Here is a 25,604-nt window from a genome sequence, read left to right as displayed (position 1 = left end):
CCTTAATAACTGCCGTGAGGGTTATTTTCAATTTCATCAACGGTCACTCTGCGCCACATTTTCACATAACACCAGGTGGTGTAGGCTAAAATGAGTGGCACAAATATAACCACAGCAATAAACATAACATTGAGTGTTCTGTGGCTCGATACCGCATCCCAAATTGTTAAGCTAATATCAGGGTTATTGCTTGAAGGCATAATAAACGGAAATAACGATATGCCCGCAGTCATAATCACCCCAATTAACATCACACTGGTTGCTAATAATCCCAAAGCGGGCTTATTCAATTTAGAAAACAGGAGTGCACACAGTGCCATCGCAAATGCCAAAATAGGGAAGGTCATTGTCCATGGACGCTCACTGTAGTTATTAAGCCATGCGCCTTGAGCAGTGGTAACTACTTTAGCCAGTGGATCTGCATGGCCTTGGGTGTCACCCATAGAGGCAATTTGATAGCCCGTTAGGTTGGCAACCCACACACCAGCTGCCGCAAATAACACTATAAAGGCAAGTAATGAGTAGCGACCATATTGTCCTGAGCGCTCAGCAACTTGATCAGCGGTTCGCAGTTGTAACCACATGCCCGCATGTGCCACTAACATAGTAATACTAACCAAGCCGGCAATGAGCGCAAACGGATTAAGTAAAGCAAAAAACGACCCTTGATAACTGACTCTTAATAAATTATCGATATGAAACGGCACGCCTAAAAACAAGTTACCAAACGCGACACCAAATACTAGGGCAGGTATGGCACTGCCGGCGAATAAGCCCCAGTCCCAGTTATTACGCCAGCGTTTAGAGTCAACTTTAGAGCGATAATCAAAGCCAAGAGGCCTAAAAAATAATGCAAATAACACCAGCATCATGGCAAAGTAAAAACCAGAAAACGCTGCCGCATAAACCATAGGCCACGCTGCAAACAAGGCACCGCCTGCAGTAATAAACCATACTTGGTTACCATCCCAGTGGGCACCAATGGTATTAATAACGGTACGCCGTTCACTGTCTGTTTTGCCCACAAAGCGCAGTAACATAGCAACGCCCATGTCCATACCATCGGTAATGGCAAAACCAATTAACAGCACACCAATAATTAACCACCAGAGCATTTTTAATGTTTCATAATCAAAAATCATGATAGTTCTCCTTTAGCAGCCGTGCTGTGATCAGGTAATTCAAAATGGTACTTACCGGTATGAAGGGAGCTTGGGCCTTGCTTAATAAATTTAATCATTAACCATGCTTCAACAATCGCCAATCCAGTATAGAAAACAATAAAACCGGTCAAGCTAATTAAAATATCATTTACCGTCAGCGATGACGTTGCTAAAAAGGTCGGTAATACTTCAGAAATAGCCCATGGCTGGCGGCCATATTCAGCCACAATCCAACCAAATTCAATAGCAATCCAAGGCAGAGGAATGCTCAATACCGCCGCCCACAACAACCAACGTTTTTGTTCAATAATACGATGTGCGTTGTAATAAAAAGAGAGAATAAACACGCCAAGCATAATTACACCACAGCCAACCATAATCCTAAATGACCAAAACATAGGACCCACTTTAGGGAAGGAGTCTTTAACGGCTTGTTGTATTTGTGCCTCACTGGCATCTACCACGTTAGGGGTATAACGTTTCAGTAATAGGCCATAGCCTAAATCATCTTTCACGTTATCAAACTTTTCGATATTTGCAGGGGTATCGTCACCTGCGCGAAGTTTTTCTAGGTATTCATAAGCAATCATGCCATTGCGAATACGCTTCTCGTGTTTTTTCTCAAGATCTGAAATACCAATCACTTGTTCATCAAGTGAGCGCGTTGCAATAATACCTAATGCGTAAGGAATTTTAACCGCAGCATGAGTTACTTGCTCTTCAGAGTCAGGAATACCAAGCATGGTAAAAGCTGCGGGGGCTTCTTCGGTATGCCATTCAGCTTCAATGGTCGCGAGTTTTACTTTTTGTACTTCACCGACTTCGTAGCCAGATTCATCACCGAGTAAAATAACACATAAAATAGAGGCTAAACCAAAGCCTGATGCCACCGAGAACGAACGTTTAGCAAATGCCAAATCACGTCCTTTTAATATGTACCAGCTACTAATCCCAAGCACAAACATAGACGCCGCAACATAACCTGCAGACACAGTATGAATAAACTTAACTTGCGCTACAGGGTTAAATACTAGCTCTGCAAAACTAGTCATTTCCATACGCATGGTTTGATAGTTAAACTCTGCCCCGACTGGGTTTTGCATCCACGCATTAGCAACTAAAATCCATAGCGCAGACATATTTGTGCCCAGCGCCATTAAAAATGTTACCCCTAAATGCTGGCGTTTAGAGAGCCTGTCCCAACCTAAAAAGAACATCCCCACAAAGGTTGACTCTAAAAAGAAGGCCATTAAGCCTTCAATAGCTAGTGGTGCACCAAATACATCACCCACATAATGAGAGTAATACGACCAGTTAGTACCAAACTCAAATTCCATGGTGAGGCCGGTAGCCACACCAATAGCAAAGTTAATACCAAATAACTTGCCCCAAAACTTAGTCATATCACGATAAATCTCGCGACCGGTCATAACATAAACCGATTCCATAATAACTAAAATCCAGGTCATACCGATTGTTAACGGCACAAATAAAAAATGAAATAGAGCGGTGACAGCAAACTGTAATCGCGATAGATCCACAAAGGTTTCATCTATCATTTTTGGCTCCTTTGGTTGTGATGCAGTGACAGCACAAAGCAATTGTTAATGTTTTTTAATAAACTTTCAGTAATTTCTGAAAGTTTGCATCATTATTGGCGTTTGTACAATTTTTGTCAATATGTATATTAGAAAACTTTAATATACTATGACATTACATCAGTCTATAAAATACGCAATCATCAATTAAGAGTAAGCTAGAAAAAAGTGGTGCGTTTTAAGCGTTTAACCTGGCCTTAAAACACGGTAAACTAATCGATATGAACGCCGGGTTTACTTGTGAAAAAATAGCAAATGAAAAAAGATAAAAAACAACTACGAATTGGTATTGTGGCAGGTGAACTGTCGGGCGATATTTTAGGTGAAGGGCTCATAAAAGCGCTTAAAGCGCATTTTCCTGATGCAATCTTTGAAGGTATTGCAGGTCCTAAAATGCAAGCACAAGGCTGCAAAACGCTGTTTGATATGGATGAACTGTCGGTTATGGGGTTGGTTGAAGTCCTTGGCCGTTTACCGCGCTTGCTAAAAATTCGCAAACAACTTGTGCAGCATTTTATTGATAATCCTCCTGATGTGTTTATAGGCATTGACGCGCCCGATTTTAATTTACGTGTAGAAAAACCGTTAAAAGATGCGGGTATTAAAACTGTGCAATACGTTAGCCCTTCAGTATGGGCGTGGCGTGAAAAACGCATTCACACCATAAGTGCAGCCACTAACTTAGTATTGGCTTTATTACCTTTTGAAAAAGAATTTTACGACAAGCACCAAGTACCGTGTACTTTTGTAGGCCACACATTAGCCGACGACATTGCACTTGAGCACGATGATAGCCAAGCCCGCAGCCAATTAGGCTTAAGTGCTGATGACAAGGTGTTAGCGTTATTACCCGGGAGCCGGGGCTCAGAAGTGGGCTTGTTAAGTGAAACTTACATAAAAACAGCGGCTCAGTTGCAAGCACAGAACCCAGCGCTTAAAGTCGTTGTGCCACTGGTGAACGAAAAGCGCAAAGCGCAGTTTATTGCTATTTTAAATGCCACAGCGCCCTCACTTAATGTTAACTTACTAGACGGCCAATCAAATTTAGCCATGCAAGCCGCTGATGCCATATTACTGGCATCAGGTACGGCAACGCTTGAGGGCATGTTATATAAAAAACCAATGGTGGTTGGTTATAAAATTAAACCCATGAGTTATTGGATTTTTAAAATCTTATTTACCTTTAATATTAAATATTTTTCGTTACCTAATTTATTGGCAGACGAAGAATTAGTGCCAGAGTTTTTGCAAAGCGAGTGTAATGTCGCTAATTTAACAGCAGCACTTACCCCTATGCTAAATAGTGACAATAAAGAATTAAAAGCCCGCTTTTTAGCCATACATGAAAAAATTAGATTAGATGCAAGTAAACAAGCTGCAAATGCAGTGGCGGAGTTAATAAATGCAAATTGAACGACCTAATGTAACCCTAATTGCCGGTGTAGATGAAGTGGGTCGTGGACCGCTGGTGGGCGACGTGGTTACTGCCGCTGTTATTTTAAATCCCGCTAAGCCAATCGCAGGCTTGGCCGATTCTAAAAAATTAACGGATAAAAAACGTCAATTATTAGCCACTGAAATAAAAGAAAAAGCACTGTGTTACGCCATTGGCCGTTGTAGCCCCAGTGAAATAGATGAGCTAAATATATTACAAGCCACTATGCTTGCTATGAGCCGCGCAGTGGAAGCACTTAGCACCGTGCCTGAATTTGTGTTTGTAGATGGTAACCGCCTGCCTAAATTAGCTATGCCCGCCCAAGCGGTGGTTAAAGGTGATAGCTTAGTCGCTGAAATATCAGCCGCATCTATTTTAGCAAAAGTGGCTCGTGATGATGAAATGATTGAACTTGATGCGCGCTATCCACAATATGGGTTTGCAGGGCATAAGGGGTATCCGACCAAAGCACACTTTGCAGCGCTTGAGCAATACGGCGCTATAGATGAGCATCGTAAGAGCTTTAAACCGGTGCAGCGTGTGCTTGCGCTTTCGGGTAAGGAGTAATTATGCCAGCTCCTGATTTTGTTCACTTACGAGTGCACTCAGACTTTTCGATGGTTGATGGTTTGGCAAAAACCAAACCAATAGTCGCTAAAGCACAAGAGCTTGAAATGCCAGCGCTGGCAATTACCGATCAAATGAACTTTTGTGGTTTAGTGCGTTTTTATGGCGCAGCGCATAACGCAGGTATCAAGCCACTTGTTGGTGCTGATTTTTGGGTACGTAGTCCTGAGTTTCCTGATGAACCAAGCCGGATAACGTTATTAGCTAAAGATAACACTGGCTATAAAAATATTACTTTATTGATTTCTAAAGCCTACCAACGTGGTCATGTGTTTCATCGCCCAGTGATTGACCGTGAATGGTTAGTTGATTTAAAAGAGGGGCTCATCATACTCTCGGGTGCTAAAGATGGCGATTTAGGAAAAGCATTAATAAAAGGCAACCCCGCTATTGTTGAGTCGGTGGTAAGCTTTTATAAGCAGCACTTTAGCGATCATTATTATATTGAGCTTATTCGTACCAACCGTGCTCAAGAAGAAAATTATTTGCATATGGCAGTGGAGCTTGCAACCACAGAGCAACTGCCTGTAGTGGCTACCAATGAAGTGGTTTTTTTAAAGCCAGAAAACTTTGAAGCCCATGAAATTCGGGTGGCTATTTTTGATGGTTATACCCTAGATGATAAACGCCGACCAAAGCGTTTTTCACAAGAGCAATACCTAAAAACGCCAGAGCAAATGGCAGAGCTATTTAGTGATATTCCAGAGGCGTTACAAAATACCGTAGAAATCGCAAAGCGCTGTAATGTAACCGTTCAATTAGGTGAGTATTTCCTACCAGATTATCCCACAGGCTCACTAAAAATTGATGAGTTTTTGGTTAAAGTCTCACAAGACGGACTTGAAGAACGACTGCAGTTTTTATTCCCTAATGAACAAGAACGCCAAGAAAAACGCGGCGAATACGATGAGCGTTTAAAGATAGAGCTCGATGTAATTAACCAAATGGGATTCCCAGGCTACTTCTTGATCGTAATGGAATTTATTCAATGGAGTAAAGATAACAATATTCCTGTAGGTCCAGGGCGTGGTTCAGGTGCGGGCTCCTTAGTAGCTTATGCGCTTAAAATTACCGACCTTGATCCACTAGAGTTCGATTTACTCTTCGAGCGCTTCTTGAATCCAGAACGTGTTTCTATGCCCGACTTTGACGTCGATTTTTGTATGGATAGACGTGATGAAGTAATTGATCACGTATCGGCCTTGTATGGCCGTGATGCGGTATCGCAAATTATTACCTTTGGTACTATGGCGGCCAAAGCGGTTATACGCGATGTAGGCCGGGTACTTGGTCATCCTTATGGATTTGTTGATCGTATTTCTAAGCTTATTCCGGGCGATCCGGGAATGACCTTGGCCAAAGCGTTTGAAGTTGAACCTCGTTTGCAAGAAGCCTACGACGGCGATGAAGAAGTTAAAGACTTAATCGACATGTGTCGTATTCTCGAGGGTTGTACCCGTAATGCCGGTAAACACGCAGGGGGGGTTGTAATATCGCCGACCACGATTACCGATTTTGCTGCGCTCTATTGTGATGATGAAGGCAAGTTTCCGGTTACTCAGTTTGATAAAAACGATGTAGAAACCGCCGGTTTGGTTAAGTTTGACTTTTTAGGCTTACGTACGCTGACCATCTTGCAGTGGGCAGTGGATATGACCAATGAACGCTTAAAGCGTGAAGGCAAACAGCCGGTTGATATCAACACCATTCCACTGGATGATAAAAAAAGTATAGAACTACTGCTGCGCGCTGAAACCACCGCCGTATTCCAGCTAGAATCACGCGGCATGAAAGACCTAGTTCGCCGATTAAAGCCCGATTGCTTCGAAGATATGATAGCCCTTGTTGCTTTGTTCCGTCCAGGTCCACTGCAATCAGGCATGGTAGATAACTTCATCGACCGAAAGCTCGGCAGAGAAGAGATTTCATACCCCGATGCGCAATATCAACACGAAAGTTTAAAGCCGATTCTTGAGCCGACTTACGGCATTATTTTGTATCAAGAACAAGTTATGCAAATAGCGCAGGTGCTGGCCGGTTATACACTAGGCGGCGCCGATATGTTACGTCGTGCCATGGGTAAGAAAAAGCCCGAAGAAATGGCAAAACAGCGCTCAACCTTTGAAGAGGGCGCGCGTAATAATGGAATAGATGGCGAGCTTGCGATAAAAATATTCGACTTGGTTGAAAAGTTCGCGGGTTATGGTTTTAACAAATCTCACTCAGCAGCTTATGCATTGGTATCGTATCAAACGCTGTGGATGAAAACCCATTATCCGGCCGAGTTTATGGCTGCGGTAATGTCGGCCGATATGGATAACACCGACAAAATAGTAACGCTGGTGGATGAGTGTGAAAACATGAAACTCACTTTGTTACCGCCCGATGTAAACGCCGGTGAATACAAGTTTACTGTTAATCTTCAAGGTGAAGTTGTTTACGGTATAGGAGCAATTAAAGGCGTGGGTGAAGCCCCCGTTGATGCCATATTAGAAGCGCGAGCGAAAGGCGGCCCATTTAAGGATTTATTTGATTTTTGTGCGCGTGTTGATTTAAAGCGCTTAAATAAACGTGTCACCGAAAAATTAATTTATGCAGGTGCATTAGATCAGCTAGGACCAGAAAAAAGCCAACCTGGGCGAGCAACGCTGCTGGCAAGTTTAAAAGATGCAATGCGCGCAGCCGATCAACACAACAAAGCTGAGCTGTTAGGGCAAAGTGACTTGTTTGGTTTACTGGCCACAGAGCCTGACGAAGTAGAACAAGCGTTTTTTAAAGCCACACCACTTACAGATAATCAGTGGCTTGATGGTGAAAAAGATACCTTAGGCCTTTATTTAACTGGCCATCCTATAAACCAGTATCGACGAGAGCTTGGCCATTATACTAGTGGCCGACTCATTGATTTGCAGCCCACTAACCGTGATGTAGTCTCAACTGGGGCGGGCTTGGTGATTGCCGCGAGAACCTTAATTAATAAAAAAGGAAATCGCTGGGGCTTGATAACTTTAGATGACAAAAGCGCCCGAATTGATGTACGCTTGTTTCCAGAACAGTTTGAAATGTACCAAGATATGTTGCAAATCAATAATATTTTGGTGATATCCGGACAGGTCAGCTTTGATAACTTCTCTGGTGGTATTACAATGACCGCCAGAGAAATAAACACCATTGCTCAGGCGCGTGAAAAGCGTATAAAAGCGATTAAGATGACGCTGAATATGGTGCAGATCGAGGCTGGTTTCTTCGATAAATTACAAAAAGTACTCGAACCATACAAAATGGGAACGTGTCCGATCAAGGTATATTATCAACGCCCCGATGCGTTGGTGCAATTAACCCTAGGGATCGAATGGTGTGTTACGCCAAGTGACGACTTAATTCATAAGTTATCGCTGATGGCAGCGCAAAATGTAGAACTAGAATTTAACTAATTAGGTAGTTTAGAGCATGAGCCTCAATTATCTTGATTTTGAGCTTCCAATCGCAGAATTAGAAGCAAAAATTGAAGAATTACAAAATGTAAGCCGCGCTGGCGAATTAGACCTTGGATTAGAAGAGGAAGTCAGCAAACTTAAAGAAAAGAGCGCACAAATGAAGGAGAAAATTTTCTCTGAACTTGGTGCTTGGCAAGTATCACAGCTAGCACGTCATCCGCTGCGTCCTTATACTCGAGATTATATCGAGCGTATTTTTACGGAATTTGACGAGTTTGCGGGTGATCGTACGTTTGCTAACGACCCTGCAATTTTAGGCGGCGTTGCTCGTTTAGATGGTGAACCTGTTATGGTGATCGGTCAGCAAAAGGGCCGTGGTACTGCTGAAAAAATTAAACGTAATTTTGGCATGCCAAAACCAGAAGGCTACCGTAAAGCATTGCGCTTAATGGAAATGGCTGAGCGTTTTAAAATGCCAATCATGACATTTATCGACACCCCAGGTGCATACCCAGGTGTTGGCGCAGAAGAGCGTGGTCAGTCTGAAGCAATTGCACGTAACCTAAAAGTAATGGCCGCACTAAAAGTACCTACAATTTGTACTGTTATTGGTGAAGGTGGTTCAGGTGGTGCATTAGCGATTGGTGTAGGCGACAGAGTAAACATGCTGCAATACAGCACTTACTCAGTTATTTCACCAGAAGGCTGTGCCTCTATTTTATGGAAAAGTGCTGATAAAGCGCCACTTGCAGCAGAAGCAATGGGTGTAACAGCCGAGCGTGTTAAAGAGCTAGATTTAATCAACAACCTAGTTGATGAGCCGCTAGGTGGTGCACACCGTAATTATGATGCCATGGCACGCAATTTAAAAGTTCGCCTTAAGCGCGATTTAGCAGATTTACAAGCGTTATCGCTTGAAGAAATGCTTGACCAACGTTACAAGCGTTTAATGTCGTTTGGTTATTGCTAAACATAGCTAAATGTAGCTAAATGTAGCTAAATATAGAAAAAAGCCGCCTATGCGGCTTTTTTTGTTTTAAAATAACGTAACGTAGAGCCTTTCTTATTGGGGTTATTAGCAATTCACTCATTGGTTATAATAATGAACACATCACAAATTTATCTGCAGGTACAAAAAGCCCTTAATCACTATATAGAAAACGGGCAATTCACATTTACTGTGGCCTTATCTGGTGGCGTAGATTCGGTGGTGTTGTTGCAGATAATGCATGGGTTAAAAGAGCAGTGGCCACAATTAAATTTAAGTGCAATTTATGTAAATCATGGCTTAAGTGATAACTCCCATCACTGGCAGCAATTTTGCCAAGCACGTTGTGAGCAACTTTCAATTTATTTTAAAGCGGCACACGTCATAATTAAGCAGCAATCGCGCATCAGTATTGAAGCGCAGGCTCGCGAAGCTCGTTATCAAGCGCTTGATGAATATAGCCCAAATGATAGTGTCATTTTGTTAGGCCAGCATTTAAACGACCAAGTAGAGACATTTTTACTTCGTTTAAAGCGCGGCTCAGGCTTAAAAGGGCTCGGCGCTATGCAGCAAACTCGCGTGCTTGAAAGTGGCCGTGAGTGCTATAGGCCATTATTGGCGGTAAAACGCAGCGAGATAGAAGCGTTTGCCCAGCAATTTAATATTAGCCATATTACCGATGAATCCAACGCCAATGAACGCTTTGATCGTAATTTTTTGCGCCAGCAAATAGTGCCTAAGTTGGCAGAGCGTTTTACTGGGTTTGAGCAGTGTACAGCACGAAGTATTGAATTATTACAGCAGCAGCAAGCACTGCTTGATGAATATACCCAGCAAGATCTCGCACAGTGTCTTAACCAACATCAGGCGCTTAATATACAAAATATGGCTCATTACAGCGCTATTCGCATTGCTAATGTATTACGCGCGTGGCTGGCATTATTTAGCCACACTATGCCCTCACAAAAGCAATTAACACAAATAATGAGCCAAGCCATTCATGCACAAGCTGATGCACAAATAAAAATTGAGCTAAGTGATGGGCAAATACGTCGCCATCAAGGTTTACTTTATTTTGTGCAACCAAAGCCATTAGCCGTTAATATTGAGCAGGTAATAAGTAATGAGCTGGTTTTGAGTGACGGAAAAAAATTATCATGTCAGCAAGGAGTGGGTATACGAGCCCCTAAAACGGATGAACAAGTTAGTGTGCGCTTTAACTGCAATAGTGCGCGTATTAAACCACTCAAAAAACCAGGTAGTAATACGCTTAAACATTGGTTTAAAGATGCAAAGGTAGCGCCTTGGCTACGTGCTGATATTCCATTAATTTTTTACAACGATGAGCTAGTGCAAGTGGTTGGTTATTTTGTTAGTGATAACCATAAAGATGAACATGGTGTAATTTGGGAGTATAAATTATGAGTCAACAAGCTCATGTTGGGCTGTCGCTTATCAATAAGGCACCCATTGGCATATTAATTACGCTATTGATTGCGGTTTTAGCGAATGTATTTTTAACCCTTAGTATTACTACCCTCGGCTACGCTGTATTGGGTGGCATGGTATGTGCCGCCATTTTACTTGCCTACTGGTTGGGTAAAGGGGGCGTGTTTTTCATTTTAGGAGTGAGTACGCCTTTACTGTTGGTGCTTTTTACACCGCTTGCAACAATTGCCGCACTACTTAATTTACTCAGTGGCTTCTTTTTTGGCTTTTGCGTCATGCTACTAATTTACAAATACTTTATATTAAAAAAGTAGCGTAAAAAAGCCCAGCGGGGGAGGCTGAGCTTTTCTAATATTTTGCTCTTTTATTGCTTAGTAAGCTTTTGCGCAGTTTCGCCCAGATGCCTTTGCTTTATATAAGCCCTTATCCGCACGAGAAAATATCTCATTTTGGCAATCATCACTGTTAGTTAGGGTAAAACCAATACTGGTTGTTACATTGTATTTAGACATAATCGGTGAGTTTCTTACTAAACGCATAATACGTTCAGCAATCACTTTATTGGTGGTAAAAGCGGGGTCCTCAATTAGTATTGAAAACTCATCGCCGCCAAAACGAAATACCGAATCTGTGCCTCTAATACTACTAGATAAAACTGTGGCAAATTCTATTAAAACGTCATCGCCAATTTTATGACCATAGTTATCATTTACTTGTTTAAAATTATCTAAATCAAGCAGCATTAAACTAAATGGATGGCCGTTACGTCTATGACTTTCAAGCTTTTGTTGTAACATGTCATTAAATTGACTACGGTTGTTTAACCCCGTTAAAGAGTCTTTAGTTGCTAGCTTTAATACACGGCTGTACATTATTGCATTTCGCAGTGGATATATTAATACGCTGTGAAAGTGCTGCAGCTTTTTTTCAATAGCCGCACTAAGCGGATATTTGGTGTAATAAGTGAGTGTGCCTAAATGCTCATTTTCCACTTTTAGATCAAATGAGTAGGCTGGGTTTTCAACATCACTATTAGGTGTTTTTACATCAATATGAGCTGATTGAAAGTGCACCCCAGAAAAATTAAGCAGTTGTTTTGCAAAGCTTGCAAATGTACCTAAAATATCTTCCAGCACTAGGCTAGTTTGCAGTTTGGCCGCCAGCTCATGTAGTGCTGTTGGTGTATTGCTATTGTATTGCTCCGCTGAGAACGGCAAAAATTCACCGCGTCCAGAGATACGTTGTGTCAAAATATGAACGTTTTCCACTATTTATTCCCCCTATAGTATTACTTTTTATAAATAAGCAGATTGCGTGCCATATTTTTATTCTGGCTGAAAGTTATGCGGTTGCTATAGTTAAGTCACACTCCATAGATTGTTTTAAGGTTTGCGTTGCAAAGTATTAATGCTCAGATTTTTGGACTTTTAGTCGCTGCGGTTTTATTTGTATGGATATTTAAGCGCATAGGGCTTCCCCCTGTATTGGCATACTTGGCTGTGGGTTTATTCGCGGGTGGTCATGGTGTCGGCTGGATGACACAAAGCCATGAAATAGACTTTATTGCAGAGCTAGGTATTGTATTTTTGCTATTTAGCTTAGGTTTGGAGTTTTCAGTATCGCACCTAATGGCAATGCGTAACATTGTATTTGGTTTAGGGTCGTTGCAAGTATTTGTTAGTAGTATTTTGCTGATTGTGATTCTGTACTTATTAAATTTTAATTTATTAACCAGTTTTACCATGGGCATTATTATTATGCTTTCCTCTACTGCGGTAGTTGCTAAATTATTAAAAGAGAGCGGCGATTTAAATAAACGCCGAGGGCAATTAGCAATCGGCGTTTTACTATTTCAAGACATTGCCGTTGTACCATTACTGATTATTTTACCATTATTTGCCAGCAGTGATTCTAATGATATTGGCTGGGCATTATTGTTTGCACTTTCTAAAGGGGCGTTTGTATGCCTTTTGTTATGGGCTATTGGAAAATGGGTTTTACCTAAAGTTTTTAATGAAGTGGCATTAGCAAAAAGTGATGAACTATTTGTGTTAACGACTCTATTAGTTGCTTTGTTTGCGGGTTTACTTACTTATTCATTTGGCTTATCAATGGCATTAGGGGCATTTTTAGCGGGTATGATGCTTGGTGAAAGCCATTACCGCCATCAGCTAGAAGCGGATATTCGCCCGTTTCGTGATATTTTAATGGGTTTATTTTTTGTCACCGTAGGTATGCAGCTAGATATCAGCTTTGTTGTTAATCATGCAGGGATTATTGTTGTTGCCTTACTAGGAATTCTAATCTTAAAAATCGCCGTAGTAACCGTGTCGTCTTTATTTATGGGAGAGCGAAAACAGGACGCATTAGCCTGCGCTATTATGTTATGGCAAATGGGAGAGTTTGGTTTTGTGTTAATCGCACTTGCAGCACAGCATGACTTACTGAGTGCGGAGCAAGTATCATTTTTAATTGCCATGGGTGTAATTTCTATGGCACTCACCCCGTATTTAATCGATAAAACTCCCTTTATTTTAAAGCGACTGGGTATGTTAGAACGCGCTAAGTTTGCCTATGAAGATGAGCCACAAAGCAGTACGCTTTATAATAATCATGTAGTTATATGTGGATTTTCTCGGGTAGGGCAAACTATTGCCCGCTTTTTATCGCCAGAGGCTATTGATTATGTGGCCATTGAAAGCGACCCCATATTAGTACAAGAAGGAAAAGCGGCGGGTGAACCATTATTGTTTGGTCACGTTGAGCAAAAAGATATTTTAAAGTGTGCAGGGATAGAGCGAGCACGTTTAGTGATTATTACTTTTACGGAATTTCAACAAACTCAAATAGTGATTGATGCTATAAAGCAGGTTGCTCCTAGGGTAAAAATACTCATAAGAACCCGTGATGACAGCCAACTAGAGCGTTTAAAAGATTTAGGCGTCACTGAGGTTGTTCCTGAGGCATTAGAGGCAAGCTTAATGCTGGTCTCACATGTGTTGTCTATGTCGGGTGTACCAATGAGCCGAATAATTCGCCGCGTTAGTAGTGAGAGGCGTAACCGCTATAAGCTATTACAAAGCTTTTTTGCAGGCGAAAACATCGAAAGCGATACCAATTTGCCCGAACGCTTAGAGTACTTACATGTCATTGCCTTGCCGGATAAAGCATTTGCGGTAAACAAGGCTATTAGTGAGCTTAATTTAGCTAAAAGAAAGGTGCTAATTAAGGCGCTTCGACGTGAAGGCGAGGAGATAGAGATGCCACAGGAGCATACCATATTATACGCAAATGATATTTTAGTATTGCAAGGTAAACCTAGGCGAGTAGAGCATGTTGAGCATTACTTACTTGATGGCATTGAGTAAGAGTGGCTTCTTAGTCTAGCTCTAAAAACTTTCTCATCTCGGGCAGTTGCTTCATACCATCTTCGTATCCAATTTGAATTAAGTGCTGGGTGTAGCGTTTTTCAAATAATAAATAACTGGTTAAACTCGACTGAGAGCGTTTTTTTACACCTATCATACGCAGTAACACTTTAATTGCCCAAGGCATATCGTCATAGTATTGCGCTGCAATTGCATTAAAGTTTTGCGAGGGGTTAATGATAAAGCTGTCTATTTGTTTTAACTCTTGATGCTTTTGCTTATTTGGTAATAACCCCAGTGTACGGTTTACTCTATCTAAGCGTTCTAAATCAGACTGCATGGTGTCGGTAAATACACTGTCGAGTAAGTGACCTGCTACCGCAGAAAGCCCTGGAAAATGCGCAGAGTAACCTGGAGGATGAGGTTCCTTGGGTTGCTCAACACCAATAATAAATATTTTGTTTGCCCCTAAGTGAATAGACGGGCTTAAAGGTGAAAGTTGATGTATTGAACCATCACCAAAATAGTGGTTATAAATATTTACACTAGGGAACACCATAGGAATAGCACTAGAGGCCATTAAATGCTCAACATTGATACGCGTAGCGCGACCCTCGCGCTTTGCTCGTTGCCAAGAATGCTGTGTATTTGACTGAAAAAAAGCAACAGAATCACCAGTAGTATAACTAGATGCTGTAATCGACAGCGCCTCTAAATAGTCACGATGTAAGTTACGTTCAATTCGATGTAAATCAAGAATATCGTTTAATAGTTTTCTAAGTGGCCGATTATTTAACAAACTCGCTGGTGGATGGTTTATATGCTCAGACTGAAAACTAGTTAAAATATTACGAGTAATATGGCCAAATACACTCAGAAAGTCACTTTTGTATACCATAGAGGTGGAAAAGTTTTTCCATACTGTTTCTAGCTTTCTAACGGCTAAATGCATACATGAAGCGTAACACGCTAACGCCGCAGAATTAATTGCGCCAGCAGAGGTTCCATTTATCACTCTAAAGGGCAGTGGGGCAGTTCTGGGCATACTTTGCGCTAATGCTTTTAACACGCCCACTTGGTAAGCCGCTCGGGCACCACCACCGGTAAGTAATAAAGCCACTTTTGGTTTACTAGGATCGACTTGCTTAATTTTCATATTACGTATTTAAACTGTTCACTGTCTTTACTTTATTTATTCACTGTAAGTCTTTAAGCTAGAAGAATCAAAGGATACATTAGCTACATTAATAAATATTAGTGTAAGTTATGAATTAAACCTGTTTAGAGTACTCTAAACAGTATCGCATTTTTATATTTATGGAGTTCGTATGTCAGATAAACCATCAGGATCAGACGTTCAAAAACGTCCGCCGAATAACAACCTTATCTTTGCTGGGGTTATTTTATTAATCATCATTATTGCCGCTGCGTTTGCTTTATTAAAACCAAGTGAAGCTCCAAAAACAGTTATGCAGGTTGAAGAACCAGTAAAAGAACAACCTATTATGGAGCTAAAACCTGAGAACGACCCTGTGGTAGGTGCGCCCTCTGTTAAGCCTGAAAAACCTGCCGAATTAGCCGTTCCAGCTCAGCGCCCAGAAGTTGAGCCTGAAGCTGAAGTTGTGCCTTTACCAGCGTTAAACGACAGCGATCCTGTAGTCATCGCAAAATTAGATGAATATTTGGGGGATGTAGCGATGAGCTTAGTGTTAAATGATGATGTTATTCGTCGTGGCGTGGTATTTATTGATAATTTAGCAAAAGGCAAAGTGGCTACCAAGCATACCCCAGTTGCAAAATTAGAAGAGGGTTTTAGCGTAAACGAAGGGGATATTTTAACAATTGACCCTAATAGCTATGAACGCTATACCCCGTATGTAAAAATACTCACAAGTATGAGTGCAGCTCAAACTGTGCGTTTATACGAAGAGTATAAACCGCTGATCAACAGCGCATACACTGAGATTGGTTATGGTGATGATGAGTTTACTCAAACACTTGAAGATGCCATTGACCTGTTACTTGATACTCCTGAGCCAAAAGGTAGCTTACCATTATTGCGTGATTCAGTGACCTATCAGTATGCGTTTTCAGAATGGGAGCAATTACCCGCTGCGCAAAAGCAACTTTTACGCATGGGCCCAGAGAACATGAAAAAAGTAAAAGCGGCACTACGTAACATAAAAGCTGAGTTAGAGAGCAATTAATAATCGCTTTAACACCCAAATAGACTGCGATTGTATATGAAGTATGCAATCGCACTTTCTTTTTTGATTATCCCTTGAATAACAGAGCAAAAGTAGAGATAATCTCAATCGCGCCAACCAAGGCCCTCAATGGTAGTCTTATTGGTCCTCTCGCAACACTAGCAGGCGAACCTGGTCAGGCCCGGAAGGGAGCAGCCACAGTTTGTGACGTGTGTGCCGAGATGTGGCTGGTAAGACTGCCACCCAAACTCCTCATTTGGGTGCTTATAATTCTTCAAATATTAATCCATGTATTTTAAGTGAGTTTTACTTAAATTTTGTATCAGAATAACTCTTTTCACTTAATGTTTTTATAAAGTAAAGCCAACCGACAGCGTTTTATTTCTTATACAAATACTGAAAGTATAAATTTCATAGAAATTAATGTTAATAATGATGGTTTTTGCTACAAATCAAACATTTCAAGGCACGGTTCCTTCATTGAATACCTTTTAAAAAGTAGCAATCGAATATTAATAATGCTTTTAATAAGTTATACGATTAGGTAAAAGTAAAGTGTAAAAATATAAAAATCACTTAACAGTTTGTTATTTATAAAAATTTAAACTACTTTTTATAGTGAGCTGCCGAGTAGGTAGCTGAAAATGTACAGCAAAGCGGGAAGTTGTGAGCCTTTTTGTGAACTGCCGAGTAGGCAGCTGAAAATTTAGAAAATAGTCGTGTAGTTCCTACACGTGTATCTTCTGCCGAATAGGCAGCTGAAATTAGGCCAGGAAGTAAACAAGCACAACTTGTGACTTTTAACTGCCGAAAAGGCAGAGGCTAAATAAAAAGACCCCAGCAAACGCTGGGGTCTTTTTATTCAACTTTAATTAAGGTATGAGCTATTTGTGTTTATTCATACTTGATCTATTTCTTGTTTCACAGATAATTTTATCCTTATCATCTAAGCCATAAAGTTTTTCGTTACTGCTCAGTTTTTCAAAATGCTTAGAAAAATCCTGTTCTAAATTAGAGTTTATAGCTTCGTCAAAATTATTCATAAATACACCTTGTTCAGCTGCTCTAAGATCATCTACGGACAGCCGACCATCTAATGCAGCTTTTACATTTTCATAATCGAAACTCTCCGATTTATCAATGGTGCTGCTAGTTTTTATTGTTTTAGCCATATTAAACTCCCAAAATATAAGAGCTGTTATTATCTAACCATAACTTAATTCTAGAAATTTGCGAAGTTCGGCTATTAGCGAAAAGCAAACTGTCGAGTAAACTTGTTTTTTGGACAGAAGTGACCTCGGGCCTTTTTCTAGTGTGGGTGGCATGGATCAGGATAATTCATGCGAAAATAAAAGAGCCAGCAATCCAGCTGGCAAAAAAGCAGTGTAAATAGCTAACAAGACTTTCAGTGGAAGTCAAACCTTGGTTGCTATCTCTTTTAGTGTTTCACGTAGTGCATTGATATCGAGAGCCCCCGGAACAACCCACCTTTTATTGATAATCAGCGTTGGCGTAGAAGTAATGCCATATTCTTGAGCTAACTTCCTATCGCGTTGTATCTCAGTTTGTCGTTCAGAAGAAGCAAAGTCATCAAGAAAACGAGGTTTATCTAGCCCAACCTCACCGGCAGTTTCTATAAGCTCGTCCAAATCACCGATATTTCTGTTTTCACTCATATGTGCATGTGTTACAGCATCAAAATAGTTCCAGTAAGCACTGGCTCCTCCCTGTTGTTCGGCGGCCTTACATGCCACCAAACCTGGCGTTGAAAATGGGTATTCAAACTTCTGCTGACGCATCCCTTCGACGTTAACGCGCTTGTTATCGTCGGCACGCGCACATTGCTCCCAGTGCCCCAAAATGATTTGCTTTGCTTGCTTCATTGAACCAAACTTGCCAATCATTTCTTCCCGTGTGGCTGACAAAGCAAATGCATGATGATGGATATCTAAATTAAACTCTTCTGCAAGTTGGCGTAGTCTAGCTGACAAAACATAACACCACCCACAAATGACATCGTGAAAAAAATCGACTCTAATCTTTTTGCTCATTACTTTTCTCCAAGGTTGAAAATATTACTGGTTCACCAACTGATGTCAGGCCCTGCTGGAACGATTCCATGTGGGTTAATGTGCTTGTGCGAGAAGTAGTAATGCTGCTTCATGTATTCGATATCAATCGTTTTTCTGATGCTCTCTTCACTGAGTAAATCCAACATATAGCGGTATAAGTTCTCGAAATTTTTTAGCGGCTCTTTATTAGCCTTAAAATGAACTTCATAAACCGCTTCAAACCTGACAAGTGTTGGCAATAAAAATAGATCCGATAGAGTAATATTCGAACCATTTAGATAACAAGTTTGATTTAGTCTCCTGTCAAGCTTCCCCATAGCATCAAACAAGGTGTCACTGGCTTGGTCATATTCTGCTTGAACTGTGGCAAAACCAACGTGGTAGACTTTTCGATTCACATTAAGATGCAACCACTCGTTGAGCTTCTCTATTTCTTCTCGCAGACTATTTGGAACCAATTCAACTTTGTTCTTAGCTAAAGGTAACCATTTGGTAGCTAACTCCATCGCTATCGAAGAGGAGTCATTACCTACAATGGTATGCTCTTGTTTATCCCAAAGTACAGGTACTGTCACTCTTCCTGTGTAATTTGGATTTGCTCGTTGGTAAAGTTCTACCAGATTTTGAGAACTATACAAAGGATCCGCGTTGAAGTCGTCAAATAACCATCCGTCGGAATATCGTTTTGCTGCAACAGAAGAAACAGTGATTGCATTATTCAACCCCAAATAGTTGATCACTAGATAAGGTCTATGAGCAAAAGGGCAAGCAAACGACATATACAAGTGATATCGCCCTTGCTCAGCGGCTTTCGGCAGTTCGAAGCTGTCCTCATTAGACAAGTTATTTGCTTCTTTATTGGGATACCATATCCCTTTTTCTAATACAGCCATTCGTTACTCCTAAGTACTTGAAACAGAGACTAATGTAACGTGAACTTTTACTCAACGTTACATTGTTGAGGTATACAGTGATAAATTTGACTCACAACATTGAACGTAACATCCATGCCGCTTTTTCATGCTCTCGCATTCGATCAGAGACCAATGATGCAGAAGATTCATCATCCCCATCTTGAGCCAATCTCAGCACGTCTCTGCAAGTCTTAACTACTTTTTCATGAGAACGAATAAGAATAGATACCATTCCCGTCGCCGCAGGCACGCCATCGACTTCAGCAATTGAACTCAGTTTAGCGAACGCTTTGTAAGTCCCAGGCGCAACTTCATCCAGTGTTCGGATTCGCTCAGCAATATCATCGACGGCGATTGCCAATGCGTTGTATTGTTCTTCAAACATAAGGTGTAGCTCGCGAAATTGGGGGCCAGTAACATTCCAATGAAAATTATGTGTTTGCAAATATAAGGTGTATGAGTCTGCTAGAAGGCGTTTAAGCGCTTCTACAATCACAACTCGATCCTGTTCATTTATTCCAATATCTACTTTCATATTTATACTCCTACAGTGAATATTCAAAGGAAGACATCAGAGCTTTCAGCTCTATTTTTGTTTTCTGGTCAAACTCACCCTCATGACTTTTCTCTTGATAACTCCCTAAACTATATGAACCTTTAACATCACCCCCCCACCATGGCATTAACTCTGCCATCGTTTTGAGATTGGTTGCACCACCATTTGGTCCAGGAGAGGTACTGACTAAAAGAACGGGCTTCTTATCGCTACCAAAAAAGGGCTTACTTGGTTCAGCAACACGTGAAAGCCAGTCAATCACATTTTTTAAGAATGCAGGCATAGATCCGTTGTGTTCCGGTGAGGCGATAATCAAAGCATCGTGCTCAACTAGTACTTGTCTCAGCCTTATTGCATCAGTAGGGATACCCTTTGACTCCACATCAATGCTATACATTGGTAAATCAAAATCAGTCAAATCCAAAATAGTCACTTCTGTTCGAGCAGCACAAGCTGCTAACGCGCGAATCAGAGTATTATGAATTGATTGGCTATGATTACTTCCCGAAAATGCGAGTACTTTTTTCATGATTTCATCCTATCTAATATTTGAGACCAACCTCTTGCGTTGGCGATTACAATAAATATTAATTGACCACTTATGATGAATAAACTATATATTAGTAACAAAATAGTTTACCAATGGTAAACAATAGAGAGTTAAATGAGGTTGTCGTGGATAAAATAAGGGCTCTAACCGTTTACAGAAGGGTTGTGGAACTAGGAAGCTTCAAAGCGGCAGCAGAAGATTTAAGCCTATCAAAAGCCGCTATTAGTAAGAATATTAATGAGCTGGAGGACTATCTTAAAAGTCCGTTGATCAACCGTACTACTCGCAACATGCATATTACTGATAATGGACAACTTTATTATAGACAAGTTTGCAACATATTAGATGATTTGAAACATGCTGATTTATCCGTTATGGAGTCCTCTGATATCTTAAAAGGCTCACTGAAAATAAGTGTTCCTATGTCCTTAGGCCTTTTAGAAATTAACCCCATCGTTTGTGAATTCATGCATCAACATCCCGAGTTATCTGTTGAAATTGTCATGAGCGACCAATATATCGATCTAATTGAACAAGGAATTGATATTGCAATTAGGGGTGGGGGCGAACTAAGTAACTCCAGCCTGAGATCCCGAAAGCTTATCAATATGAGAAGAGTGCTTTGTGCTTCTCCGGAGTACCTTTCAAAGTGCAGTAAGGTCCTCAAGCCTGAAGATCTCGCTCACCATAAATGCCTCATATACAGTTTCTCTTCATCAGCAAGACGCTGGCTATTCAGAAATGAGGATGAAGTCAAAGAGATCGAACTTCCACCTAACTCTTACGTGGTAAATAACGGGTTAGCACTCAAGCAAACAGCGTGCGCAGGCCATGGTATTTTGTTACTGCCTGATTTATTCGTTAATGATGAGTTAGAATCTGGAGAATTAGTTGAGATTTTACCGATGTGGCAAGTGGAAGATCATTCACTGTATGTTGTTTACCCTTTCCATAAAGAGCAGTCTCAAAAAGTCAGGGCTTTTATTGATTTTGTCGTCAAACACTTCGAAAGAAAACAACATTAACCTTCATAATCTCCTATCCAATTGCTTACTTAAACATGAAAACGCCACCTTTGCGAGAAGGTGGCCAGGTTTTTCAACAGACTTAGTTTCACTTGGCGTTACTATTCGCCAGCTGTAATATCACTGTAGAAAAGATGGATAATGCAATACCCGGATATACCGCTGTAGGTATACTTTTTCCCTGAAATAAAAACATGATAAACGCAACAAATACAGGACTTAGATAAATATAGGCCATCACTTTTGCAGGCCCCAGTACAATAGTAGTTTTGTGGATGATAAAGGTTGAGACCAAAGTCGCAAACAAAGCGAGGTATAGCATGTGCAGGGCAAGCTCGGCATTTAAGGCAAACCAGTCTAGTGGTTGATGGAATACAAACAATGCTAGCATCATCCAGAAGGCACCTCCCAACAGAGTACAAAATACGGTAACAATGGTTTCTTCTCCACGATGAAAAACTTTCATCGAGACAGAGAAGCACACCATAGAGATACAGCCGAGCAAAAATAAGATGTCTCCCTTATTGAGGTTCAGTCTCAATAATGTCTCTAAGTTTCCTTGCACAATCACCCAGCATGTACCTATAGCCCCTAGCAAATAAACGCCAAGCATCGGAATTGATAATTTTTCCTTAAAGAGGAAAACACTGACAATGGCAGTAATAAATGGCACTAATGTATACAATGTTCCTGTGTTTAATGCCGTGGTTGTCTCCAATGCCATGAACATACATATAAAGAAGATTGCAAAGAAAAGGCTCATGATAAGACTTCTAGGAAAAACATTTTTCGCTATTTTGAGAAAACGTTTCTTTGTTAGAATAAAAGGAAGTAATACCAGCGCTGAAAGCAGGAACCTCAATAACGTTAAGGAGAATGGATTGATTACACCGGATAGTTTTTCTGAAGATAAAAAAGATCCTGCAACCAGTGCTGTCACTAATAAGGACAAAAGGTGATATTTAATATTTTTCACATCGAGACCATCTATTTAAGGAGAGGGGAAGTTCTCTACTAATGGTTAAGTACCATAAACTTAACCCTAACAGCCGTCTTTACTAATTAAACATCCATTTAGTAATTTAACTATTTACCAAGAGTAAACAATTCATAGTGAATTACTCAGAATTAATCTATCTAAATGTCATTAATTCACTGTTGGTAAACAATTAGTTTACCTGAGTGCTGTTTATTTGATTTAGCACAACTCCTACACTTAGGCCTGAAAACACAACTCACCGTCCTATAATCCGTCAGGAGAGCGAATAATGAAAAAATTAATTAACTTAGTCTTAGTGAGCGCGATTGCCACTATGCCGGTCGCACAAAGCGTAGCGAAAACGATATCAACAGAGGGCCAACTTACCTTGTCTTACAGTGATGGTCGAGTGCCGACGCGAGGAGTTGAAAAAGTAAACAAAGTGCTCAAAACTGTTGGAGTACGAGTTAGTAGGGTTCCCCTACCTGAAGAGGCTAAGCCTATCCTCGAAATATCCAAAAAAAGAGCTATTACAAAGAAAGAAACCGAGAAACTAATCTCACTCTTTTCTATGCATCGCGGTGACTTATTGGATCAAATCAAGAAAGCTGGCCGAGTACCAGAGGTACACAGAGGCGGCTTCTTGTCGACATCTGAAGTTGGCGTTGCTCCATATCCAAAGGTTTATGATATGAAAGCAATGACTCCAGAAGTTATGCACTATTTACAGGAGAAATTTGGCAAATTGCATGTCAATAGTTCAGACAATGGCCAGGGTATTGATGAAGTGATGACTATAGTGTCAGGTGGGGAGTGGACATGGTTTTTCGCGCTAGCGAATAATGTAGTAGGTAAACTAACTCTGGGCTATGTATCAACGGATGGTGATGCATGGAGAATTAGTTACCCTGGACTAGGCCCTCACGGAGGTTTCTTAGATGCACCTTATGGTTTGGTTGTTGCATATGCACACGGTCCTAAAAACTTTGAGATGCGTTACGAAGAACCAAGTGTGCAAGGTACTGAGACCCTAGGTACTAACCCTTGGATCGACCTCAGCGGCGATGTTCCGAAGCTAGTTGACTAACATCAAAACACTACGAACCCCAGACTAATTACAATGACCAGATTTGCTTGACTGGTCATTTTTCATTTCTAGGTATTTCACTCCTTTGGTTAAGGTATTGACCCTGATAAGTGTAACGCTTCCACATTTTTTGGATGAAGCCAGGTATGACAACACCACATGAACAGATAATGAGCGAACATTCTAAGTGGGAATGGGGCAGAAACGAGTTAATCATGAATGACTGCTCATGGCACATAGCAGTAAACTAAACTTGGTAGTATTTTTATTTAGTTGGCTTCATAAAGCCTGTAATTGGTAACTTTATGCCATTATATGCTTCAATATTATGCCAAGTTACACTTCACTTGTAGCTCAATGAAATCTAATGTGCCTATGTCAACTTATGCTTCAAACAACATTTGGGTGCTTATAATTCTTCAAATATTAATCCATGTATTTTAAGTGAGTTTTACTTAAATCTTGTATCAGAATAACTTTTTTCAATTAATGTTTTTATAAAGTAAAGCCAACCGACAGCGTTTTATTTCTTATACAAATACTGAAAGTATAAATTTCATAGAAATTTATGTTAAATATTATGGTTTTTGCTACAAATCAAACATTTTAAGGCACGGTTCCCTCTTTGAATACCTTTTAAAAATTGCTTAATAGAATGGCGCTTACTAATTCAAGAAACAAAATCTATAAGCTCAATTTTATAAATACATTACGTGGCGTGAAAATAAAAAATCATAAGATGCCAGCCAGTGTTATGCTGCGTAAAAATGCTAATTGGGATAGTAAATCATGAAGTTGTTTTCGTTAAAGCCCGTTACTAATTCTTACGACATGGTTGAGTGGGACATACTTTCATTCGCGGAAAAAATACAACCAATGTTGCCATCTAATCAAGATGCTTGCATGTTTCTACTTGATATCCATATGAATAACGACTCTTTATTAGCGTAATGGCCTTAAGGTTATGAGTTGCCTTTTTTACCTGATTATCTAAAAGATAACTACGATATAAGTATCATAGATGGGTTTATCGCTCTTCGGATGAATGCTTATGAAGCTTTAAAAGATTTATTAGCGCCTTTAGGTGAGTTTATTGAAACAAAAGCTGATGGTGAACCTATTGTAATCTTTAACTTGCGTACATTTGGACTAGAAGATGAAGCAAAATGTGAACGCGAATATTTAGATGGTTATCCTTTAGATTATATCAAAATTGCTTTCATAAATGATGATGTAAAAAACAAGCCTGTTTTTAAGAGTAAATTTACAGGTGGTTCTCGTTTGTATTGTACAGATAAGTTTAAATCTGCTGTAGAAGATAATGGATTAACGGATGTTTATATTGACGAAGATCTCGATAATATTTTTTCTAATTAAGTTAATTTAGATAAAGAAAACATTATTTAGGCCGCGTTATATAAAACGAAAATCAAAGCTACCTTTAAAAACCAACTATTATATTTTAGTAATTTCAATACCCACATGGATGTGGGTATTTAAATGACTGAAATAAATCGGATGCTATATGCCAATAAACTTTAACAGCTTATCCGGTGATTGTTTTTTACCAATTCCTCTTACATAAAAATTTAATAACATATTTGTAGTAGCCCACATCTCAGTTTGAAAAGAGGATTTTGATTTTATCTAACAGTCCCTAGTGAGCGAGAAGCAGTCAATCAAAAGCGTTTTTATTAAATCCATGTGCTTACTATATACACAATAAAATAGTGATATATTTTATCGTGCATTATTAGGTACATTAAAACAATAGTTATTTTTGTGGGCTACCAGCGTTTGTGCTTTAAACTATTGGTTAATTAATTTAATCCATTCAATTGGATTCGAGACAATGAATTGATATTTATTACCATCTTTTAATACGATTTCAATTGCATCATGTGTATAAGGCAAAATACCCGAAACTTTACCAGAGCACTTACTCACTTTTACAATTTCACACCGTGCAAACATATAAGGCCCTAACCCAAATTGTGCATTCAACGGCGCAAAATGAATATCGGTGTTGGTTAGCCAAAATTTGCCGTCTGCTTTAACCGCCCCTTGTTGAATCGTGGCGATGGTCGATTTGATTGTTATTGCATGCATAATAGTATTCCTTTATGTAGTGCTGCTTTTAAGTCATTAC

23 protein-coding genes and 1 other RNA gene are annotated in these 25,604 nt (G+C 40.1%); 13 read left to right on the top strand and 11 right to left on the bottom strand.

The window, feature by feature from the left end:
* Positions 1 to 2 precede the first annotated feature (2 nt).
* The gene (gene cydB / locus FLM47_RS10520) at positions 3 to 1,142 is read right to left on the bottom strand and encodes a cytochrome d ubiquinol oxidase subunit II (RefSeq protein WP_178956344.1); all 1,140 of its coding nucleotides are present in this window, start codon (positions 1,140 to 1,142) and stop codon (positions 3 to 5) included.
* Entirely contained in the window at positions 1,139 to 2,722 is a 1,584-nt protein-coding gene (locus FLM47_RS10515; RefSeq protein WP_138570093.1) for a cytochrome ubiquinol oxidase subunit I, read from the bottom strand. Before FLM47_RS10515 ends, cydB begins: the two co-directional genes overlap by 4 nt.
* Positions 2,723 to 3,016: 294 nt before the next feature.
* Here FLM47_RS10515 and lpxB point away from each other — a divergent pair, with 294 nt between their 5' ends.
* The 6 genes from lpxB to FLM47_RS10485 all read left to right on the top strand — a co-directional run bounded on the left by lpxB (position 3,017) and on the right by FLM47_RS10485 (position 11,011).
* A complete protein-coding gene (gene lpxB, locus FLM47_RS10510) occupies positions 3,017 to 4,174 on the top strand; it encodes a lipid-A-disaccharide synthase (RefSeq protein WP_178956343.1) in 1,158 nt (385 codons plus the stop codon).
* A complete protein-coding gene (gene rnhB / locus FLM47_RS10505; RefSeq protein WP_178956342.1) occupies positions 4,164 to 4,763 on the top strand; it encodes a ribonuclease HII in 600 nt (199 codons plus the stop codon). The genes lpxB and rnhB overlap by 11 nt, the downstream gene beginning before the upstream one ends.
* Positions 4,764 to 4,765: 2 nt before the next feature.
* Complete coding sequence (dnaE, locus tag FLM47_RS10500) at positions 4,766 to 8,257, top strand: DNA polymerase III subunit alpha (RefSeq protein WP_178956341.1); 3,492 nt, start codon at positions 4,766 to 4,768, stop codon at positions 8,255 to 8,257.
* A gap of 16 nt (positions 8,258 to 8,273) precedes the next feature.
* Positions 8,274 to 9,230 carry an acetyl-CoA carboxylase carboxyl transferase subunit alpha gene (accA, locus tag FLM47_RS10495; protein WP_008110950.1) on the top strand — a complete coding sequence of 319 codons (957 nt, stop codon included), beginning with the start codon at positions 8,274 to 8,276 and terminating at the stop codon, positions 9,228 to 9,230.
* Positions 9,231 to 9,362: 132 nt separating this feature from the next.
* Positions 9,363 to 10,673: a tRNA lysidine(34) synthetase TilS gene (tilS, locus tag FLM47_RS10490; protein ID WP_178956340.1), complete on the top strand. Its 1,311-nt coding sequence runs from the start codon at positions 9,363 to 9,365 to the stop codon at positions 10,671 to 10,673.
* Positions 10,670 to 11,011: a hypothetical protein gene (locus tag FLM47_RS10485; RefSeq protein WP_138605024.1), complete on the top strand. Its 342-nt coding sequence runs from the start codon at positions 10,670 to 10,672 to the stop codon at positions 11,009 to 11,011. The genes tilS and FLM47_RS10485 overlap by 4 nt, the downstream gene beginning before the upstream one ends.
* 57 nt (positions 11,012 to 11,068) lie before the next feature.
* Here FLM47_RS10485 and FLM47_RS10480 read toward each other — a convergent pair whose 3' ends face one another.
* Positions 11,069 to 11,965, bottom strand: a complete 897-nt coding sequence (locus tag FLM47_RS10480) for a GGDEF domain-containing protein (RefSeq protein ID WP_178956339.1) — start codon at positions 11,963 to 11,965, stop codon at positions 11,069 to 11,071.
* Between the two features lie 126 nt (positions 11,966 to 12,091).
* On the opposite strand from FLM47_RS10480, the gene FLM47_RS10475 reads away from it, so the two are divergent.
* Positions 12,092 to 14,065 (top strand): cation:proton antiporter, encoded by a 1,974-nt coding sequence (locus FLM47_RS10475; RefSeq protein ID WP_178956338.1) that lies wholly within the window; start codon positions 12,092 to 12,094, stop codon positions 14,063 to 14,065.
* A 10-nt stretch (positions 14,066 to 14,075) separates the two neighbouring features.
* Here the strand turns inward: FLM47_RS10475 and FLM47_RS10470 are convergent, their stop codons facing one another.
* On the bottom strand, positions 14,076 to 15,221 hold the full coding sequence (locus FLM47_RS10470; RefSeq protein ID WP_138605021.1) for a patatin-like phospholipase family protein: 1,146 nt from the start codon (positions 15,219 to 15,221) through the stop codon (positions 14,076 to 14,078).
* A gap of 172 nt (positions 15,222 to 15,393) precedes the next feature.
* On the opposite strand from FLM47_RS10470, the gene FLM47_RS10465 reads away from it, so the two are divergent.
* Positions 15,394 to 16,272, top strand: a complete 879-nt coding sequence (locus FLM47_RS10465) for a DUF3014 domain-containing protein (RefSeq protein WP_178956337.1) — start codon at positions 15,394 to 15,396, stop codon at positions 16,270 to 16,272.
* A gap of 139 nt (positions 16,273 to 16,411) precedes the next feature.
* Positions 16,412 to 16,508, top strand: an RNA gene (gene ffs / locus FLM47_RS10460) — signal recognition particle sRNA small type.
* A gap of 648 nt (positions 16,509 to 17,156) precedes the next feature.
* Here the strand turns inward: ffs and FLM47_RS10455 are convergent.
* The 5 genes from FLM47_RS10455 to FLM47_RS10435 all read right to left on the bottom strand — a co-directional run bounded on the left by FLM47_RS10455 (position 17,157) and on the right by FLM47_RS10435 (position 20,343).
* Positions 17,157 to 17,444 carry a hypothetical protein gene (locus FLM47_RS10455; RefSeq protein WP_178956336.1) on the bottom strand — a complete coding sequence of 96 codons (288 nt, stop codon included), beginning with the start codon at positions 17,442 to 17,444 and terminating at the stop codon, positions 17,157 to 17,159.
* Positions 17,445 to 17,687: 243 nt separating this feature from the next.
* Entirely contained in the window at positions 17,688 to 18,323 is a 636-nt protein-coding gene (locus FLM47_RS10450) for a DsbA family protein (protein ID WP_178956335.1), read from the bottom strand.
* Between the two features lie 32 nt (positions 18,324 to 18,355).
* Positions 18,356 to 19,237 (bottom strand): glutathione S-transferase C-terminal domain-containing protein, encoded by an 882-nt coding sequence (locus FLM47_RS10445; protein ID WP_178956334.1) that lies wholly within the window; start codon positions 19,235 to 19,237, stop codon positions 18,356 to 18,358.
* Between the two features lie 91 nt (positions 19,238 to 19,328).
* The gene (locus FLM47_RS10440; RefSeq protein WP_178956333.1) at positions 19,329 to 19,793 is read right to left on the bottom strand and encodes a Dps family protein; all 465 of its coding nucleotides are present in this window, start codon (positions 19,791 to 19,793) and stop codon (positions 19,329 to 19,331) included.
* Positions 19,794 to 19,803: 10 nt separating this feature from the next.
* Positions 19,804 to 20,343, bottom strand: a complete 540-nt coding sequence (locus tag FLM47_RS10435; protein WP_178956332.1) for an NADPH-dependent FMN reductase — start codon at positions 20,341 to 20,343, stop codon at positions 19,804 to 19,806.
* A 113-nt stretch (positions 20,344 to 20,456) separates the two neighbouring features.
* Between FLM47_RS10435 and FLM47_RS10430 the strand changes: the two genes are divergently transcribed.
* Positions 20,457 to 21,389, top strand: a complete 933-nt coding sequence (locus FLM47_RS10430) for a LysR family transcriptional regulator (protein WP_218651599.1) — start codon at positions 20,457 to 20,459, stop codon at positions 21,387 to 21,389.
* Between the two features lie 88 nt (positions 21,390 to 21,477).
* Here FLM47_RS10430 and FLM47_RS10425 read toward each other — a convergent pair whose 3' ends face one another.
* The gene (locus FLM47_RS10425; protein WP_178956331.1) at positions 21,478 to 22,365 is read right to left on the bottom strand and encodes a DMT family transporter; all 888 of its coding nucleotides are present in this window, start codon (positions 22,363 to 22,365) and stop codon (positions 21,478 to 21,480) included.
* 292 nt (positions 22,366 to 22,657) lie between these two features.
* Here FLM47_RS10425 and FLM47_RS10420 point away from each other — a divergent pair, with 292 nt between their 5' ends.
* The 3 genes from FLM47_RS10420 (at position 22,658) to FLM47_RS10415 (ending at position 24,832) form a co-directional block, all read left to right on the top strand.
* Positions 22,658 to 23,455 (top strand): hypothetical protein, encoded by a 798-nt coding sequence (locus FLM47_RS10420; protein WP_178956330.1) that lies wholly within the window; start codon positions 22,658 to 22,660, stop codon positions 23,453 to 23,455.
* Positions 23,456 to 24,244: 789 nt separating this feature from the next.
* Positions 24,245 to 24,406: a hypothetical protein gene (locus FLM47_RS18900; RefSeq protein ID WP_256729713.1), complete on the top strand. Its 162-nt coding sequence runs from the start codon at positions 24,245 to 24,247 to the stop codon at positions 24,404 to 24,406.
* Between the two features lie 18 nt (positions 24,407 to 24,424).
* A complete protein-coding gene (locus FLM47_RS10415; RefSeq protein WP_256729712.1) occupies positions 24,425 to 24,832 on the top strand; it encodes a hypothetical protein in 408 nt (135 codons plus the stop codon).
* Between the two features lie 432 nt (positions 24,833 to 25,264).
* Here the strand turns inward: FLM47_RS10415 and FLM47_RS10410 are convergent, their stop codons facing one another.
* The gene (locus FLM47_RS10410) at positions 25,265 to 25,564 is read right to left on the bottom strand and encodes a hypothetical protein (protein WP_178956329.1); all 300 of its coding nucleotides are present in this window, start codon (positions 25,562 to 25,564) and stop codon (positions 25,265 to 25,267) included.
* Positions 25,565 to 25,604 lie beyond the last annotated feature (40 nt).

This window comes from Pseudoalteromonas sp. Scap06 (assembly GCF_013394165.1).
Classification (GTDB): domain Bacteria; phylum Pseudomonadota; class Gammaproteobacteria; order Enterobacterales; family Alteromonadaceae; genus Pseudoalteromonas.
This window is presented reverse-complemented; position numbering and strand designations above follow the sequence as displayed.

Excerpts from the sequence above, each read along its gene's own strand:
- cydB (WP_178956344.1), bottom strand. The coding sequence starts at position 1,142 with ATGATTTTTGATTATGAAACATTAAAAATGCTCTGGTGGTTAATTATT.
- FLM47_RS10515 (WP_138570093.1), bottom strand. The coding sequence starts at position 2,722 with ATGATAGATGAAACCTTTGTGGATCTATCGCGATTACAGTTTGCTGTC.
- lpxB (WP_178956343.1), top strand. The coding sequence starts at position 3,017 with ATGAAAAAAGATAAAAAACAACTACGAATTGGTATTGTGGCAGGTGAA.
- rnhB (WP_178956342.1), top strand. The coding sequence starts at position 4,164 with ATGCAAATTGAACGACCTAATGTAACCCTAATTGCCGGTGTAGATGAA.
- dnaE (WP_178956341.1), top strand. The coding sequence starts at position 4,766 with ATGCCAGCTCCTGATTTTGTTCACTTACGAGTGCACTCAGACTTTTCG.
- accA (WP_008110950.1), top strand. The coding sequence starts at position 8,274 with ATGAGCCTCAATTATCTTGATTTTGAGCTTCCAATCGCAGAATTAGAA.
- tilS (WP_178956340.1), top strand. The coding sequence starts at position 9,363 with ATGAACACATCACAAATTTATCTGCAGGTACAAAAAGCCCTTAATCAC.
- FLM47_RS10485 (WP_138605024.1), top strand. The coding sequence starts at position 10,670 with ATGAGTCAACAAGCTCATGTTGGGCTGTCGCTTATCAATAAGGCACCC.
- FLM47_RS10470 (WP_138605021.1), bottom strand. The coding sequence starts at position 15,221 with ATGAAAATTAAGCAAGTCGATCCTAGTAAACCAAAAGTGGCTTTATTA.
- FLM47_RS10465 (WP_178956337.1), top strand. The coding sequence starts at position 15,394 with ATGTCAGATAAACCATCAGGATCAGACGTTCAAAAACGTCCGCCGAAT.
- FLM47_RS10455 (WP_178956336.1), bottom strand. The coding sequence starts at position 17,444 with ATGGCTAAAACAATAAAAACTAGCAGCACCATTGATAAATCGGAGAGT.
- FLM47_RS10450 (WP_178956335.1), bottom strand. The coding sequence starts at position 18,323 with ATGAGCAAAAAGATTAGAGTCGATTTTTTTCACGATGTCATTTGTGGG.
- FLM47_RS10445 (WP_178956334.1), bottom strand. The coding sequence starts at position 19,237 with ATGGCTGTATTAGAAAAAGGGATATGGTATCCCAATAAAGAAGCAAAT.
- FLM47_RS10440 (WP_178956333.1), bottom strand. The coding sequence starts at position 19,793 with ATGAAAGTAGATATTGGAATAAATGAACAGGATCGAGTTGTGATTGTA.
- FLM47_RS10435 (WP_178956332.1), bottom strand. The coding sequence starts at position 20,343 with ATGAAAAAAGTACTCGCATTTTCGGGAAGTAATCATAGCCAATCAATT.
- FLM47_RS10430 (WP_218651599.1), top strand. The coding sequence starts at position 20,457 with ATGGTAAACAATAGAGAGTTAAATGAGGTTGTCGTGGATAAAATAAGG.
- FLM47_RS10420 (WP_178956330.1), top strand. The coding sequence starts at position 22,658 with ATGAAAAAATTAATTAACTTAGTCTTAGTGAGCGCGATTGCCACTATG.
- FLM47_RS18900 (WP_256729713.1), top strand. The coding sequence starts at position 24,245 with ATGAAGTTGTTTTCGTTAAAGCCCGTTACTAATTCTTACGACATGGTT.
- FLM47_RS10410 (WP_178956329.1), bottom strand. The coding sequence starts at position 25,564 with ATGCATGCAATAACAATCAAATCGACCATCGCCACGATTCAACAAGGG.